At 35.5% G+C, this 13,524-nt stretch carries 26 protein-coding genes and 1 pseudogene; all 27 read right to left on the reverse strand.

All coding sequences use genetic code 11. The features are described from left to right. Positions 1 to 5: 5 nt before the first annotated feature. Entirely contained in the window at positions 6 to 404 is a 399-nt protein-coding gene (gene rpsM, locus B2Y85_RS01750; RefSeq protein WP_372518755.1) for a 30S ribosomal protein S13, read from the reverse strand. 63 nt (positions 405 to 467) lie between these two features. Further along, on the reverse strand, positions 468 to 581 hold the full coding sequence (rpmJ, locus tag B2Y85_RS01755) for a 50S ribosomal protein L36 (RefSeq protein ID WP_372518756.1): 114 nt from the start codon (positions 579 to 581) through the stop codon (positions 468 to 470). Between the two features lie 10 nt (positions 582 to 591). After that, complete coding sequence (gene infA, locus B2Y85_RS01760; protein ID WP_372518757.1) at positions 592 to 810, reverse strand: translation initiation factor IF-1; 219 nt, start codon at positions 808 to 810, stop codon at positions 592 to 594. A 60-nt stretch (positions 811 to 870) separates the two neighbouring features. Then, complete coding sequence (gene map, locus B2Y85_RS01765; RefSeq protein ID WP_372518758.1) at positions 871 to 1,629, reverse strand: type I methionyl aminopeptidase; 759 nt, start codon at positions 1,627 to 1,629, stop codon at positions 871 to 873. Positions 1,630 to 1,639: 10 nt separating this feature from the next. After that, positions 1,640 to 2,287 carry an adenylate kinase gene (locus B2Y85_RS01770; protein WP_372518759.1) on the reverse strand — a complete coding sequence of 216 codons (648 nt, stop codon included), beginning with the start codon at positions 2,285 to 2,287 and terminating at the stop codon, positions 1,640 to 1,642. A 17-nt stretch (positions 2,288 to 2,304) separates the two neighbouring features. After that, entirely contained in the window at positions 2,305 to 3,648 is a 1,344-nt protein-coding gene (secY, locus tag B2Y85_RS01775) for a preprotein translocase subunit SecY (protein ID WP_372518760.1), read from the reverse strand. A gap of 27 nt (positions 3,649 to 3,675) precedes the next feature. Next, positions 3,676 to 4,122, reverse strand: coding sequence for a 50S ribosomal protein L15 (gene rplO, locus B2Y85_RS01780; protein WP_372518784.1), 447 nt, complete (start codon positions 4,120 to 4,122; stop codon positions 3,676 to 3,678). Then, positions 4,122 to 4,640, reverse strand: a complete 519-nt coding sequence (gene rpsE / locus B2Y85_RS01785) for a 30S ribosomal protein S5 (RefSeq protein ID WP_372518761.1) — start codon at positions 4,638 to 4,640, stop codon at positions 4,122 to 4,124. The genes rplO and rpsE overlap by 1 nt, the downstream gene beginning before the upstream one ends. A gap of 50 nt (positions 4,641 to 4,690) precedes the next feature. Continuing rightward, a complete protein-coding gene (gene rplR, locus B2Y85_RS01790; protein WP_372518762.1) occupies positions 4,691 to 5,050 on the reverse strand; it encodes a 50S ribosomal protein L18 in 360 nt (119 codons plus the stop codon). Between the two features lie 26 nt (positions 5,051 to 5,076). Continuing rightward, positions 5,077 to 5,637 (reverse strand): 50S ribosomal protein L6, encoded by a 561-nt coding sequence (rplF, locus tag B2Y85_RS01795; protein WP_372518763.1) that lies wholly within the window; start codon positions 5,635 to 5,637, stop codon positions 5,077 to 5,079. A 22-nt stretch (positions 5,638 to 5,659) separates the two neighbouring features. Further along, a complete protein-coding gene (gene rpsH, locus B2Y85_RS01800) occupies positions 5,660 to 6,055 on the reverse strand; it encodes a 30S ribosomal protein S8 (RefSeq protein WP_372518764.1) in 396 nt (131 codons plus the stop codon). 44 nt (positions 6,056 to 6,099) lie between these two features. Then, positions 6,100 to 6,285, reverse strand: coding sequence for a type Z 30S ribosomal protein S14 (locus B2Y85_RS01805; RefSeq protein ID WP_372518765.1), 186 nt, complete (start codon positions 6,283 to 6,285; stop codon positions 6,100 to 6,102). 60 nt (positions 6,286 to 6,345) lie between these two features. Beyond that, positions 6,346 to 6,900 carry a 50S ribosomal protein L5 gene (gene rplE, locus B2Y85_RS01810; protein ID WP_372518766.1) on the reverse strand — a complete coding sequence of 185 codons (555 nt, stop codon included), beginning with the start codon at positions 6,898 to 6,900 and terminating at the stop codon, positions 6,346 to 6,348. A gap of 18 nt (positions 6,901 to 6,918) precedes the next feature. After that, positions 6,919 to 7,230 (reverse strand): 50S ribosomal protein L24, encoded by a 312-nt coding sequence (gene rplX / locus B2Y85_RS01815; protein ID WP_372518767.1) that lies wholly within the window; start codon positions 7,228 to 7,230, stop codon positions 6,919 to 6,921. A 22-nt stretch (positions 7,231 to 7,252) separates the two neighbouring features. Beyond that, entirely contained in the window at positions 7,253 to 7,621 is a 369-nt protein-coding gene (gene rplN / locus B2Y85_RS01820) for a 50S ribosomal protein L14 (RefSeq protein ID WP_372518768.1), read from the reverse strand. 11 nt (positions 7,622 to 7,632) lie between these two features. Beyond that, positions 7,633 to 7,887 carry a 30S ribosomal protein S17 gene (gene rpsQ / locus B2Y85_RS01825; RefSeq protein ID WP_372518769.1) on the reverse strand — a complete coding sequence of 85 codons (255 nt, stop codon included), beginning with the start codon at positions 7,885 to 7,887 and terminating at the stop codon, positions 7,633 to 7,635. Between the two features lie 19 nt (positions 7,888 to 7,906). Beyond that, on the reverse strand, positions 7,907 to 8,110 hold the full coding sequence (gene rpmC, locus B2Y85_RS01830; protein WP_372518770.1) for a 50S ribosomal protein L29: 204 nt from the start codon (positions 8,108 to 8,110) through the stop codon (positions 7,907 to 7,909). 15 nt (positions 8,111 to 8,125) lie between these two features. Continuing rightward, positions 8,126 to 8,539 (reverse strand): 50S ribosomal protein L16, encoded by a 414-nt coding sequence (rplP, locus tag B2Y85_RS01835; protein WP_372518772.1) that lies wholly within the window; start codon positions 8,537 to 8,539, stop codon positions 8,126 to 8,128. A 15-nt stretch (positions 8,540 to 8,554) separates the two neighbouring features. After that, positions 8,555 to 9,268: a 30S ribosomal protein S3 gene (gene rpsC / locus B2Y85_RS01840; RefSeq protein ID WP_372518773.1), complete on the reverse strand. Its 714-nt coding sequence runs from the start codon at positions 9,266 to 9,268 to the stop codon at positions 8,555 to 8,557. A 25-nt stretch (positions 9,269 to 9,293) separates the two neighbouring features. Then, positions 9,294 to 9,785: a 50S ribosomal protein L22 gene (gene rplV, locus B2Y85_RS01845; RefSeq protein ID WP_372518774.1), complete on the reverse strand. Its 492-nt coding sequence runs from the start codon at positions 9,783 to 9,785 to the stop codon at positions 9,294 to 9,296. A 52-nt stretch (positions 9,786 to 9,837) separates the two neighbouring features. Continuing rightward, a complete protein-coding gene (rpsS, locus tag B2Y85_RS01850) occupies positions 9,838 to 10,122 on the reverse strand; it encodes a 30S ribosomal protein S19 (protein ID WP_372518775.1) in 285 nt (94 codons plus the stop codon). A gap of 23 nt (positions 10,123 to 10,145) precedes the next feature. Further along, a complete protein-coding gene (rplB, locus tag B2Y85_RS01855) occupies positions 10,146 to 10,976 on the reverse strand; it encodes a 50S ribosomal protein L2 (RefSeq protein ID WP_372518776.1) in 831 nt (276 codons plus the stop codon). A gap of 150 nt (positions 10,977 to 11,126) precedes the next feature. Next, complete coding sequence (gene rplW, locus B2Y85_RS01860; RefSeq protein WP_372518777.1) at positions 11,127 to 11,411, reverse strand: 50S ribosomal protein L23; 285 nt, start codon at positions 11,409 to 11,411, stop codon at positions 11,127 to 11,129. 11 nt (positions 11,412 to 11,422) lie between these two features. After that, the gene (gene rplD / locus B2Y85_RS01865; RefSeq protein ID WP_372518778.1) at positions 11,423 to 12,043 is read right to left on the reverse strand and encodes a 50S ribosomal protein L4; all 621 of its coding nucleotides are present in this window, start codon (positions 12,041 to 12,043) and stop codon (positions 11,423 to 11,425) included. 26 nt (positions 12,044 to 12,069) lie between these two features. Next, positions 12,070 to 12,741, reverse strand: coding sequence for a 50S ribosomal protein L3 (rplC, locus tag B2Y85_RS01870; RefSeq protein ID WP_372518779.1), 672 nt, complete (start codon positions 12,739 to 12,741; stop codon positions 12,070 to 12,072). A 103-nt stretch (positions 12,742 to 12,844) separates the two neighbouring features. Beyond that, positions 12,845 to 13,177 (reverse strand): 30S ribosomal protein S10, encoded by a 333-nt coding sequence (gene rpsJ, locus B2Y85_RS01875; RefSeq protein ID WP_372518780.1) that lies wholly within the window; start codon positions 13,175 to 13,177, stop codon positions 12,845 to 12,847. A gap of 21 nt (positions 13,178 to 13,198) precedes the next feature. Then, a pseudogene (gene tuf, locus B2Y85_RS01880) lies at positions 13,199 to 13,524 on the reverse strand (elongation factor Tu); the annotation flags it as partial.

Here is a 13,524-nt window from a genome sequence, read left to right on the forward strand (position 1 = left end):
ATTTTTTATTTTTTTGCACCTTTAGCTTGTGCTGCTTTTCCTGCACCTGCACCTACGGTCTTTCTCTTTCCTCTTCTTGTTCTTGCATTTGTTTTACTTCTTTGTCCTCTTACAGGAAGATTTCTTTTATGTCTCATTCCTCTGTAACTGCCGATATCTATCAATCTCTTGATATTAGCTTGAATTTCTCTTCTCAAATCACCTTCAACCTTATATTCTTTCGTGATAAGATTGTTGATTTGGTTAACTTCACCTTCAGTAAGATCTTTTACTCTTTTTGCAGGATCAAGATTAAGTTCTTTGATAATCGCATCTGAGAAAACAGGTCCGATACCGTAAATATATCTTAATGCTATATCTAATCTTTTGTTTTTTGGTAAATCTACACCGGCAACTCTTGCCATCTTTTCCTCCGCTAAAAATATTTATTTTATATTATTTGACTTCTAAATTCAACAACTTAAAAATTAACCTTGTCTCTGTTTGTGTCTCGGATCATCACAAACAACTCTTACAACACCTTTTCTTTTTATAACCTTGCATTTCTGGCATATAGGTTTTACTGATGCTCTAACTTTCATTATTTTACTCCTATTTATCTCTATATGTGATTCTTCCTCTTGTTAAATCATAAGGAGAAAGTTCAACTTTTACTTTGTCGCCCGGCAAAATTTTTATGTAGTGCATTCTCATTTTGCCACAAATATGTGCCAAAATTACATGACCGCCTTCTATTTCTACTTTGAACATTGCATTAGGCAACGATTCAAGTATTTTACCGGAAACTTCAATTTTTTCTTCTTTTGCCATTTTTTTACCTTCGGTACTCACTTTTTATCTTAAAAAAGATAACCTTACACACTACTGCCGTTACTTTTTTGTTAAAATTTCGTAACCTGTTTCCGTTACGGCAACAGTATGTTCAAAATGAGCACACATACTACCATCTCTTGTTACTACTGTCCAATTGTTGGATAACACATCGACTTTATGTGTTCCGACATTGACCATTGGCTCTATAGCAATAACCATACCCGGCACTAATCTCGGTCCTGTTCCTGGTTTTCCGTAGTTAGGAACACTCGGTTCTTCATGCAGATGTCTGCCAAGCCCGTGACCGCAATAATCACGAACTATTGAAAATCCGAAAGGTTCTACATAACTTTGGACTGCGTAAGAAACATCTCCCAACCTATTGCCCGGTTTGACCTGCTCTATAGCCTTATATAATGAGTCTTCGGTAACCTGTAAAAGTTTCTGTGTTTGTGCATCTATCTTACCTACGGGATATGTATAAGCCGCATCTGAGTAATACCCCTGATAAATACAACCTACATCAACAGTTACTATGTCGCCTGAAGAAAGTTCACGAGAGTCATTCGGTATCCCATGAACAAGCTCATCATTAACTGAAACACATGCCGATCCGGGAAAACCACCGTATCCCAAAAAAGCAGGTTTCATTTTAAAAGAACTTATCATTCTGTATACTTCAACGTCTATATCTTTCGTAGACAATCCCGGCTTTATAAAACTTTTTAAACTCTCCAAAATTTCCGCAGTTGCTTTACATGCAACTCTCATTTTGTCAAGTTCTTCTTTACTTTTTAATTCAATGTTGCTGGCCAAGATATCCTTCTTATTTTACATTATTATTAACAAAATTTTCAATCTGTTCAAAAACTTTATCCGGAGAAACGGCACCGTCTATTTTCGCAACAACACCGCTTTTATCGTAGTATTCCGCCAAAGGTTTTGTTTGTTTTTCATAAACAACCAATCTTTCCTTTATTGTGTCCGGATTATCATCTTTTCTTTGCACAAGTTTTGCACCGCAAAAATCGCAAATACCTTCTTGTTTAGGCGGTTTTAATTCTATATTAAAACTGCCTCCGCATGAAGGACAAACTCTTCTTCCGGCTAATCTTTTTATAACTTCTTCCTGTGCAATATCTATATAAAAAACCGCTGCTATTTTTCTGTTTAATTGTTGTAAAAACTTATCAAGTTCTTGTGCTTGAAATATTGTTCTCGGAAAACCGTCCAATAAAAATCCGTTTTTACAATCGTCTTTTTGTAATCTTTTTACAACCATGTCAACAATCACACTGTCCGGAACCAACTGACCTGAAGTTAAATATTTTGCAAACATAGGATCATCTTTAGCTTCTCTTATCATATCACCGGTAGAAAGGTGAACTACATTAAATTTGCTGCTTATTGTTTTTGCTTGTGTTCCTTTTCCCGCTCCCGGAGGTCCGAATAATATAAAATTAAATTGTTTCATAGTTTATTCTCTTAAAATTATTTTATGTTAAACCATCTGCCTTTAATTCTGCCTTCTTTCATGAAACCTTCATAATGTCTCATTATAAGGTGAGATTCTATCTGACCGATAGTATCCAAAGATACACCCACAACGATAAGTAATGAAGTTCCGCCGAAGAAGAAAGGTGCAGACATCATGGTTCTTAAATAATCAGGCAAAACTGCTATACATGCTACAAACAATGCACCGCCCAATGTAACTCTTTCCAAAACTTTTTGAATATATACTGCTGTCGGTTCGCCCGGTCTGATACCCGGAACAAATCCGCCAGACTTTTTCATATTTTCCGCTAAATCTTTCGGGTTGAAAGAAATTGAGTTATAGAAATAGCAGAAGAATATTACCAAACCTGCATATACTAAATTATAAACCCATGAACTTCTGTTAAACCAATCTGTTATTGTTTTTGATACGGGAATTCCCCATACTGTCCAATCCGGAGCAAACTGTGCAATTGTCAAAGGAGCTGACAAAATTGATACTGCGAAGATAACTGCGATAACACCGGACTGATCAACTTTAATAGGCAAGAAAGATGTTTGTCCGCCGTACATTCTTCTTCCAACCATTCTTTTTGCATAGTTAATAGGAATTCTTCTTTGTGCTGTTTCTACCCAAACAACGAGTGTTAAAACAACCAAAACCAAAGCCAATAAAACTATTGCCAAAAGCAATGAAAGTTCTTCCATTTGTATAAGCTTTATAACACCTAAACATGCCGACGGTAGTCTTTCAACGATACCTGCAAAAATGATTAAAGAAATACCGTTACCGATACCTCTTTCCGTTACCTGCTCACCGAGCCACATTATAAGAACGGTTCCCGTTACAAGTGTAAATACCGTCATAACCATCCAAGACATTGTAGGATCCAAAACTATAGGCATACCGCTTGGGGTAGGCATTCTCATTATAGCCATTGTAAGACCGAATGATTGTATTGCACCGAGTATAAGAGTTCCGTATCTTGTAATTTGGGTAAGTTTTTTTCTTCCCTGCTCGCCTTCTTTTGCCAATCTGTCTAAATAAGGAATAACATGGGCACCCTGCATCAAACTCATGATAATGGATGCGTTGATGTAAGGCATAATACCCATTGAAAAAACAGACATTCTGTTTAATGCTCCACCGGAGAACATATCCAAAAATCCGAGCAACCCGTTACTGTTTGCCTCAAACAAAGATCTTACGGCATCTGCATTGATTCCCGGAATAGGTACTGCCGCACCTATTCTGTAGGCAACGATTATCGCTAATGTAAATAACACTTTACTTCTGAGTTGTGGTATCTTAAAGATATCTGCAATTTTATTAAACATAATTATTCCCTATATATAAATTTTTAATTACTTAACTATTTCAGCTTTTCCGCCTGCTTTTTCTATTTTTTCTTTTGCTGTTTTTGAAAAAGCATCTGCTTTAACGATGAAATTTTTCTTTACATCACCTTTAGCAAGAATTTTTACCAAACCGTTTTTCTTTATTATTCCGGCTTTTTTAAGAGATTCTTTTGTTATTTCGGCACCTGCATCGAATTTTGATTCGATGGAGCTTACATTAACAATTTCATATTCCGTACGGAACATTGCATGACTGAAACCTCTCTTAGGGGTTCTTCTAACGATAGACATCTGTCCGCCTTCGAACCAAGACATTTTTCCGTCGCCGGATCTTGCTTTTTGGCCTTTATGTCCTCTCGTTGAGGTTTTACCGTGACCTGAGCTTTCACCTCTACCAACAATTTTCTTTCTATGTTTTGCACCTGCTGCAGGTGCTAATGTGTTAAGACCTATCATATTTCTGCAACCTCTTTATTTCTTATTTTAGCAACATCTTCTTTTGTTCTTAAACCTTTCAATGCTTCTATTGTTGCATAAACAACATTAAATTTGTTTGCTGTTCTCATAGACTTTGTAAGAATATCTGAAATTCCTACTGCTTCAAGAACGGCTCTAACAGGACCACCGGCAATAACACCTGTTCCCGGAACTGCAGGTTTCAACAAAACTTTTCCTGCACCGGAAACTCCGATGATTTCGTGTGGAATTGTTGTGTTTCTTAAAGCTATGGATACCATGTTCTTTTGAGCATAAGCACTGCCTTTTTTAATTGCAGCTTGAACTTCGTTTGCTTTACCTAAACCACAACCTATTTTACCTTTGCCGTCACCAACAACCACCAAAGCGTTAAAAGAGAATCTTTTTCCACCCTTAACAACTTTTGCAACTCTGTTGACAGCTACTACGGTTTCTATTAAACCGCTTTCATTTTCATTTTCTTTTTCTTTTTTATTTACTTTATTATCAGCCAACTTATCCCCCTGTACGACAACAAGCCAATTATATAAATTTTTAGTTTTAATTAAAACTCAAGTCCACCGGCTCTTGCTTCGTCGGCAAGTGCTTTTACTTTACCGGTATAAACTTTTCCTGCTCTATCGAAAACAACTTTTTTAATATTCTTTTCAACAGCTTTTTTAGCAATCAATTGTCCTACTGCTTTTGCTGCTTCAACGGTATCTGTAGATTTCAATGTACCTTTAATTTCTGCAGACAAAGTTGATGCTGCTGCCAAAGTAAAACCTTTAGAATCGTCTATTACTTGTGCATAAATATGTTTATGACCACATTTAATATTGAGTCTTGGTCTTTCAGTTGTTCCTTCAACTTTACTTCTTATTCTTTTCTTACGAAAACCTAATCTTATTTTTGAACTTTTCATTTACAACCCTCTATTTATTTATCAGATTATTTCTTAGAACCTGCTGCTGCTTTACCTGCTTTTCTAATAATCTTTTCACCGACATATTTTATACCGAATCCTTTATATGGTTCCGGCGGTTTCACAGCTCTGACTTGTGCTGCAAAAGCTCCTACTTTTTGTTTATCTGCACCAGAGATTGTTAATGTAGGAATTTTGTCTTGTGTCATACCGGTAACAACTTTTATTCCCTCGGGAATATCCAATGTTACTGTATGAGAATAACCTACTGTCAAAGTGATTTGTTTCCCGCTAATAACAGCTTTAAAACCCAAACCGTCAAGTTCAAGTTCTTTTTTGTATCCGCTTGTTACACCTTCAATCATATTGCAAACAAGACCTCTCATAAGACCTTGCATCATATTTGCTTCTTTTGATTCTGCTTTCTGTTCCAATGTAACAGTTGAATTTTCAATTTTTACATTTATTCTCTCGTCGATTAATTGAGAGAGTTTTCCATTTGCACCCGAAATTTCCAAAATTCCGTTTTTGAATTCTGCTTTTACTTTTTCAGGTATTGTTATTGGTTTTTTTCCTAAGCGACTCATTTCAAAACCTCATATTTAAATTTTACCAAACATATCCGATTACTTCGCCACCGACTCCGGCTTGTTTTGCTTTTTTGCTCGACATCATTCCTTTTGATGTAGAAATTATTGCTACACCGAAACTGCCGAGAACATTTTTCAATTCTTCAGCTCTTTTGAAAATTCTCAAGCTTGGTTTTGAGCTTCTTTTTATTCCCTGAAGAACTGCCTTTCCGTTTACATCATACTTCAAATAAACTCTTAAAACACCTTGTTTTTGATCTTCAATGTGTTTATAGTTTGCAATATATCCTTCTTCTTTCAAAACTCTTGCTATTTCTGTTTTTACTTTTGAAGATGGGATATCAACTTTTTCATGAAGTTTTGCATTCGCATTGCGAATTCTAACAAACATGTCTGATATAGGATCTGTAATCATTACACCTAACCTCTTTTTAATTTTAAATTACTTCTAACTGCAAATTACCAACTTGACTTTGAAACACCCGGTATTTCACCGTTGTGTGCAAGTTTACGAAAGCATATTCTGCATAAACCGAAATCTCTGTAGTAGCCTCTAGGTCTTCCGCACAGGCGACATCTATTCCTGAACCTAGTTGCAAACTTTTGAGGTTTGCGCATTTTTGCTTCTGCTGATGTTGTTGCCATAAACGCCTCTATTTTTTAAAATTTATATACATTGTTTACTACAATGTCCGTCAATAACTACTATTTTCTTTTCTTGAAAGGCATACCTAAAAATTCCAATAATGCCTTTGCATGTTCGTCTTTCTTTGCCGTCGTTACGATTGTTATATTCATTCCTCTGGGTTTATCGGATTTTTCAACGTTGATTTCAGGGAATATATATTGTTCCGTAAGACCGATATTAAAGTTTCCTCTACCGTCGAATTTATTAGGTTCTACACCTCTAAAATCTCTGATTCTAGGCATTGCGATGTTCATGAGTCTGTCTAAGAACTCAAACATCATTGCTCCTCTTAAAGTAACTTTAACACCTATCGGCATACCTTCTCTGATTTTAAAGTTGGAAACTGATGCTTTTGCTCTGCAGGTAACAGGTTTTTGACCGGTTATAGCTGCAAGTTCCGCACTTGCTGTTTCCAAAACTTTAACATTTTCTTTTGCTTCTGAAAGTCCGATGTTTATAACAACTTTTGAAACTTTCGGAACTTCGTTTGCATTCTTAAAACCGAACTCTTTTTCCAAGGCCGGTATTACATTTTTTACATACAATTCTTTTAATCTAGGAACTTGATTCATATTTATCTTTCCTTATAACTAAACTATAATTTCTCCGCATTTTCTGCAAACTCTAACTTTCTTTCCGTCTGACAATTTGTCAAATTTAGGTCTGTTAGGTTTATTACATTTCGGACATACCAACATAACATTTGAGATTGAAATAGGTGATTCTTTTTCTTTTATACCACCCGGGTCTCTCTGTGTAGGTTTTGTATGTCTTTTAACAAAGTTAACTTTAGAAACGACAACTTTATTGGTTTCATCATAAACCTTTAAAACTTCGCCCTCTTTACCTTTGTCTTTTCCTGCTAAAACTACAACTTTATCTTTTTTCTTAATGTTAAGCATATTTCTATCCCGTTAAACTTAATTATATTACTTCCGGTGCAAGAGAAATAATCTTAAGATAATTTGCTTCTCTCAACTCTCTTGCTATAGGGCCAAATATACGAGTACCTTTTGGTTCCCCTTCGTCGTTGATGATTACTGCTGCATTATCATCAAATCTGATATATGTTCCGTCTTCTCTGCGATATTCTTTTGCTGTTCTAACGATAACAACCTTAACAACATCACCTTTTTTAATGTTGCCGTGAGGTATAGCATCTTGAACAGAAGCCATTACAACATCACCGAGGCCGGCATATCTTCTTTTCAAACCTTTCATAACTCTGAAGCATCTTACTTTTTTTGCTCCTGAATTATCTGCTACATTTAAAATTGTTCTTTCTTGAATCATTGTCTTTTTCCTTATGCTTTGTTTACAACTGCCGTCAAAATCCATCTTTTGGTTTTTGACATAGGTCTTGATTCCATTATAGAAACTAAATCACCCATTTTAGACTCATTTTTTTCGTCATGAACAGAAAATTTAGATTTTACTCTTATTATTCTGCCATACAATGGATGTTTAATTGTTCTTTCAACAGCTACAACTCTTGTTTTAGAAGACTTGTCGCTAACTACTATTCCTTGCATTACTTTTCTTTTTCCTCTAGCTTCCATTGTTCCTTCCTATCGGGAATTAGTTTCCCTTTTTTTGCTCAGCAAGAAGAGTTTTTATTCTTGCTATTGTTCTTCTCATCTCTCTTATTTCGAGAGGATTTTTTACCGGTGCCGTTGAGTTTCTAAACTTTAACTTGTAGTATTTATCTTCTAATTCAACAAGTTTAGCATTCAATTCAACCGATGACATACTTTTTATTTCTTGCCAATTTTTCTGTTTCATCTTTCTCTTCCGTTATTATATTTCTTGTCTTACTAAAATTTTGCAATGTATCGGAAGTTTATCTGAAGCAAGTTTCAATGCTGCTCTTGCGTCTGCTTCAGGAATACCTTCCATTTCAAACATTACTCTGCCGGGTCTAACTACGGCTACCCAAAATGCTGGATCTCCTTTTCCTTTACCCATTCTGGTTTCTGCAGGTTTCTTCGTAATAGCTTTATCCGGGAATACTCTTATCCAGATTTTTCCGCCTTTTTTTGTGTATTTTGTCAAAGCTATACGAGCTGCTTCGATTTGGTTACTGTTTAACCAAACCGGCTCAAGAGCTTGAAGTCCGAAAGTACCAAAAGAAAGAGTTGTTCCGCCTTTTGCATACCCTTTCATTCTTCCTCTTTGAGTCTTTCTGTATTTTACTCTCTTTGGCATCAACATATATTTTGTCCTTCCTTACTTATTATCTTGGCCAACTTGTGAAGCACCTACTTCTTCAACATTTTCAACAAGTTTAGCTTCTTCCAAAAGTTCTTTTGCTGTCTTTTGGAAATGTTCTTTTTTGAATATCCAAACTTTTATTCCGATTTTTCCCATTGTTGTGTTTGCTTCGGAAAAACCGTAATCAATTTCTGCTCTGAATGTTTGAAGAGGAACTCTTCCTTCTTTCAACCATTCTGTTCTTGCGATTTCGGCTCCGCCTAATCTTCCAGAACACATAACTTTTATACCTTGAGCACCTGCTGCCATTGCTTTTTCAATAACTTTTTTCATTGCTCTTCTGAAAGCAACTTGTTTTTCCAATTGATAAGCAATACCATCAGCGGCAAGCTGAGCATCGATTTCAGCTCTCTTAATTTCCATAACATTAACGAAAGCTTTTCTTCCTGTCATTTGCTCAACTTCCATTCTAATGTTTTCTATACCCTGACCGCCTTTACCGATAACGATACCGGGTCTTGAAGTATAGATGTTTACTCTAATATATTTTCCTGCTCTTTCAAGTCCGATTTTTGAAACTGAAGCCATTTTCAATTTTTCTTTCAAATAAGCTCTTATTCTAAAATCTTCTTCTATAAAGTCAGGCATTTCTTTTAGGTTAAACCATTTAGAATCCCAATCCTTAATGTAACCGACTCTAACGCTCTTAGGATGAATTTTATGACCCATATTTCCTTACCTTTTACTAAATTTTCTATTTTTCAGCAGTTTCTTTTTTTTCTGCTTTTTTTGCTGTTTTTTTAACAGCTGTTTTTCTTGTCTTTTTTGCAGGAGCTTTTTCTTCTGTTGCTGCTGCATCTGCAGGAGCTACAGGAGCTTTAACTGCTGCTGCTTTTTTCTTTCTTTTTGCCGGAACAACACCTTCATCCGTAACAATTATTGTTAAGTGAGATGTTTTTCTCTTGTAACCTAAACCTCTGCCCATAGGACCAGGTCTCATTCTTTTCAATGTAGGACCTTGACCTACCCAAGCTTCTTTAATCTTGATGCTAGAAAGGTCTTTAAGTTTGCCTGCATTTGCTACTGCACTTTTCAAAACTTTTTCTACAAGTTCAGTTGCATTTTTAGGTAAGAAAGAAAGAATTTCAAATGCTTTATCAACTCTTTGATTTCTTATAACAGTCAAAACTTGATTAACTTTTCTAGGAGCATATCTTACAAATCTTGCTATTGCTCTTGCTTCCATCTTTTTCGTCCTTTGCCTTTTTTTATTCGTCTCTATTTTTCAACTTTCATCATTATGTTAATGATGTTTCTTGCTTTGTCATTCCACCGTGACCTTTAAAAATTCTGGTAGGTGCGAATTCACCAAGCTTGTGTCCAACCATTTGTTCCGATATAAATACCGGAAGAAATTTTTTACCATTATGTATAGCTAATGTATGTCCTACAAAATCCGGTGTAATAACCGATGCTCTTGCCCAAGTTTTTATAATCTTTTTCTCGCCGGACTCATTTAACTTTTGCATTTTCTTTAAAAGTTTCGCATCTACATAAGGTCCTTTTTTAATTGACCTACTCATCTGTTAAACTCCTGTTGCTAAAATTACTTAGCTTTGTTTCTGTGACTTACAATCATCCAATCCCAAACTTTTCTTGGTCTTGTTTTGAAACCCTTTGCTGGTTGATTCCATGGACTGCGAGGTTGATTGTTGCCTTTTGATCTACCTCTACCACCACCGTGCGGATGGTCAACTGAGTTCATGGCGGTACCACGCACATGAGGTTTCTTACCGAAGTGGCGATGTCTTCCAGCTGAACCTATTGACATGTTTTCATGTTCAACATTTCCAACTTGTCCCACTGTTGCATAACACCTAACTAGAACTAGTCTTATTTCTCCGGAAGGCATTCTTACGTGAGCATATTCGTCTTCTTTTGCGAGTAACTGCGCAGAAGAACCAGCAGTTCTTACCAACTGTGCTCCTTTACCCGGAACTAATTCCAAATTATGGATAAACGTACCTACAGGCATAGCGGAAAGAGGAAGTGCATTACCTTCTTTTATCTCGGCATTCGGACCGGACATTACAACATCCCCAACCTTTAAACCTTTAGGTTGTATTATGTATCTTTTTTCTCCGTCTTCATATTGAACCAAAGCAATTCTGCTCGATCTGTTAGGATCGTATTCAATAGAAAGAACTTTTGCAGGCATATTGATTTTATCTCTTTTAAAATCAATAATTCTGTAGTATCTTTTGTGTTCACCGCCTCTAAATCTTACCATTACTTGACCGGTATTATTTCTGCCGCCGGTTTTCTTTGCGGGAACAATCAAAGACTTTTCAGGTTTCTTTGTTGTGATTTCTGAAAAATCTTCTACCGTAATGAATCTTCTTACGGGAGTGTACGGCTTAAACGTTTTGATTGCCATCTTTTTTTCCTTTTTTTCGGGCGGAAAAGCTATTCAATACCGAATGTTCATTCTTATCTGAATTAGCTCTCTCTTTATTACCTGCTTAGACTTCTATCTTTTACAATATAACTTCTAAGAGATGACCCATATTTTTTTTGCTTAACTAAATTAAGCTTCTTCTATTGTTATTTCCTGACCTTCTTTAAGCTTTACTATAGCTTTTTTCCAGTCACTTTTTGTACCTTCGTGCATACCCATTCTTTTTGTTTTACCGTTAAAAATTGCGGTATGAACACTAACTACATTTACACCAAACATTTCTTCTACTGCTTGTTTGATTTGATATTTGTTAGCATCTTTATCAACTACGAAAGTATATTTTCCTTCTTTTTCTTTTGCAACAGCTGCTTTTTCTGTTACAAGAGGTTTCTTAATAATGTTTCTTATATCCATTTTACTCTCTCTTATGCTTGCTTTTCTTTTATGCTATCAATTGCTTCAGGTGTTGTAACGATTTTATCTGCCCACATAACTTGATAAGCATTCAAATTTGCAATTTGTTCTACAACAACATCTTTTATATTTTTTGCTGCTGTTTTAACAACATCATCTTTCTTTGAAAGTGCGATAATAACTTTCTTTCCGTCAACTTTCAAATTCTTTAAGAATGTTGCTACATTCTTTGTTTTAGCTTCTTCAAATTTTATCAAATCAACCAAAACCAAATTGTTTTCTTGTGCTAAGTTAGCAAATGCCATACTTAATGCAAGTTTTCTTTTTTGTTTAGGCATCTTCTGATAATAATCTCTCGGTTGAGGACCAAATACGATACCACCTTTTCTCCAAAGAGGTGAATTTCTTTGTCCTGCTCTTGCATTACCTGTACCTTTCTGCTTCCAAGGTTTTGCACCTGAGAAAGAAACTTCTCCTCTGGTCTTGGTAGCATGTGTTCCGGATCTCAAGTTTGCAAGATAACCTGTTGTAATTTCATGAAGAAGAGCTGTTTTAACTTCTGTATTAAAATATTCCGGAAGTTCATATCTTCCTTTTTCTTTACCTTCAACGGTATAAACTATTGTATCCATTATCTTTTTGTCCTATTTACTAATTTTTATTTTTTCTTTGCTGCTTTCTTTTCTTCTACTTTAACAGGAACTTTCTTTATTGTATTATTAACAATAAGAGTACCTGTTTTAACAGAAGGAACTGCTCCTCTAACGAGAAGTACGTTCTTTTCTGCATCAACATTTACAACAAGCAATTTTTGTATTGTAACATATTCTTGACCCATATGTCCAGACATTCTCATGCCTTTGAACAATTTTTGAGGGCCTTGTCCGCCTGATGAACCTCTTGCTCTCATTCTATCAGATTGACCTCTTGTTCTCGGTTGCATTCCAAAATTGTGTCTTTTTATAACACCGGCAAAACCTTTACCTTTTGAAATACCGCTAACATCAACATAGTCTCCTGCTTTAAAAATATCAGCTTTTATTTCTTGACCTACTGTATATCCGGAAACATCATCAGTTCTGAACTCTCTCAAGATTTTTTTAGGAGCTATATTATTTTTCTTTAAATGCCCTAATTGAGCTTTTGTAAGTTTCTTTTCTGCAACATCTTTGAAACCTAACTGAACGGCATTATAACCGTCATTTTCAACAGTTTTAATAGCAGTAACTACACATGGTCCTGCTTCTATAACTGTTACCGGCACAAGTTTGCCTTTTTCATCAAAAACCTGTGTCATACCTATTTTTGAACCAATTATTGACTTTAACATATTTTCTCTCTACTTTAAATTTTAGTTTAATGTATCGAGGATGTATGGAAACAAAATTCCATACTTTTATCCCTCTATACCTCGCAACTTTGCTTTCGCAAAATTACATTTTTATTTCAATATCTACTCCGGCAGGAAGATCCAATTTCATCAATTCTTCCACCGTATTTCCTGAAGGTTCACAGATATCAACCAATCTCTTATGAACTCTCATTTCAAACTGCTCTCTCGATTTCTTATCAGTATGAACTGATCTGTTAACCGTATATTTCTTTATGTTTGTAGGCAAAAGCATAGGACCGGTTATTGTTGCACCTGTTCTTCTTGCTGTTTCTACAATTTTCTTTAAAGAATCGTCTAACATTTTACAATCGTAAGAACGAAGTTTTATTCTTATTCTATCTGTTTTGTTTACTGCTACTTTTTCGTTTGACATATTATTTTTCCTGTATTTTAATTATTCAATGATCTTTGTAACAACGCCTGATCCAACTGTTCTTCCGCCTTCTCTGATTGCAAATCTCAATTGTTCATCCATTGCTACCGGCATTATCAATTCTACTTCCATTTCTACGTTATCACCTGGCATTACCATTTCGGTTCCTGCCGGTAAATGTGCTACTCCGGTTACATCGGTCGTTCTAAAATAGAACTGTGGTCTGTATCCGTTAAAGAATGGTGTATGTCTTCCGCCTTCTTCTTTCTTCAATATATATACTTGACCTTTGAATTTCTTGTGTGGGTGTATTGTTCCAGGTGCTGCTAATACTTGTCCTCTTTCTA

The sequence above is a fragment of the Candidatus Ruminimicrobiellum ovillum genome, assembly GCF_002392975.1.
GTDB classification, from domain to species: domain Bacteria; phylum Elusimicrobiota; class Endomicrobiia; order Endomicrobiales; family Endomicrobiaceae; genus Ruminimicrobiellum; species Ruminimicrobiellum ovillum.

Excerpts from the sequence above, each read along its gene's own strand:
- rpsM (WP_372518755.1), bottom strand. The coding sequence starts at position 404 with ATGGCAAGAGTTGCCGGTGTAGATTTACCAAAAAACAAAAGATTAGAT.
- rpmJ (WP_372518756.1), bottom strand. The coding sequence starts at position 581 with ATGAAAGTTAGAGCATCAGTAAAACCTATATGCCAGAAATGCAAGGTT.
- infA (WP_372518757.1), bottom strand. The coding sequence starts at position 810 with ATGGCAAAAGAAGAAAAAATTGAAGTTTCCGGTAAAATACTTGAATCG.
- B2Y85_RS01770 (WP_372518759.1), bottom strand. The coding sequence starts at position 2,287 with ATGAAACAATTTAATTTTATATTATTCGGACCTCCGGGAGCGGGAAAA.
- secY (WP_372518760.1), bottom strand. The coding sequence starts at position 3,648 with ATGTTTAATAAAATTGCAGATATCTTTAAGATACCACAACTCAGAAGT.
- rplR (WP_372518762.1), bottom strand. The coding sequence starts at position 5,050 with ATGAAAAGTTCAAAAATAAGATTAGGTTTTCGTAAGAAAAGAATAAGA.
- rplF (WP_372518763.1), bottom strand. The coding sequence starts at position 5,637 with ATGAGTCGCTTAGGAAAAAAACCAATAACAATACCTGAAAAAGTAAAA.
- rpsH (WP_372518764.1), bottom strand. The coding sequence starts at position 6,055 with ATGATTACAGATCCTATATCAGACATGTTTGTTAGAATTCGCAATGCG.
- B2Y85_RS01805 (WP_372518765.1), bottom strand. The coding sequence starts at position 6,285 with ATGGCAACAACATCAGCAGAAGCAAAAATGCGCAAACCTCAAAAGTTT.
- rplE (WP_372518766.1), bottom strand. The coding sequence starts at position 6,900 with ATGAATCAAGTTCCTAGATTAAAAGAATTGTATGTAAAAAATGTAATA.
- rplX (WP_372518767.1), bottom strand. The coding sequence starts at position 7,230 with ATGCTTAACATTAAGAAAAAAGATAAAGTTGTAGTTTTAGCAGGAAAA.
- rplN (WP_372518768.1), bottom strand. The coding sequence starts at position 7,621 with ATGATTCAAGAAAGAACAATTTTAAATGTAGCAGATAATTCAGGAGCA.
- rpsQ (WP_372518769.1), bottom strand. The coding sequence starts at position 7,887 with ATGGAAGCTAGAGGAAAAAGAAAAGTAATGCAAGGAATAGTAGTTAGC.
- rpmC (WP_372518770.1), bottom strand. The coding sequence starts at position 8,110 with ATGAAACAGAAAAATTGGCAAGAAATAAAAAGTATGTCATCGGTTGAA.
- rplP (WP_372518772.1), bottom strand. The coding sequence starts at position 8,539 with ATGTTGATGCCAAAGAGAGTAAAATACAGAAAGACTCAAAGAGGAAGA.
- rpsC (WP_372518773.1), bottom strand. The coding sequence starts at position 9,268 with ATGGGTCATAAAATTCATCCTAAGAGCGTTAGAGTCGGTTACATTAAG.
- rplV (WP_372518774.1), bottom strand. The coding sequence starts at position 9,785 with ATGGAAGCAAGAGCAATAGCAAGATTTGTAAGATATGCTCCTAGAAAA.
- rpsS (WP_372518775.1), bottom strand. The coding sequence starts at position 10,122 with ATGAGTAGGTCAATTAAAAAAGGACCTTATGTAGATGCGAAACTTTTA.
- rplB (WP_372518776.1), bottom strand. The coding sequence starts at position 10,976 with ATGGCAATCAAAACGTTTAAGCCGTACACTCCCGTAAGAAGATTCATT.
- rplW (WP_372518777.1), bottom strand. The coding sequence starts at position 11,411 with ATGGATATAAGAAACATTATTAAGAAACCTCTTGTAACAGAAAAAGCA.
- rplD (WP_372518778.1), bottom strand. The coding sequence starts at position 12,043 with ATGGATACAATAGTTTATACCGTTGAAGGTAAAGAAAAAGGAAGATAT.
- rplC (WP_372518779.1), bottom strand. The coding sequence starts at position 12,741 with ATGTTAAAGTCAATAATTGGTTCAAAAATAGGTATGACACAGGTTTTT.
- rpsJ (WP_372518780.1), bottom strand. The coding sequence starts at position 13,177 with ATGTCAAACGAAAAAGTAGCAGTAAACAAAACAGATAGAATAAGAATA.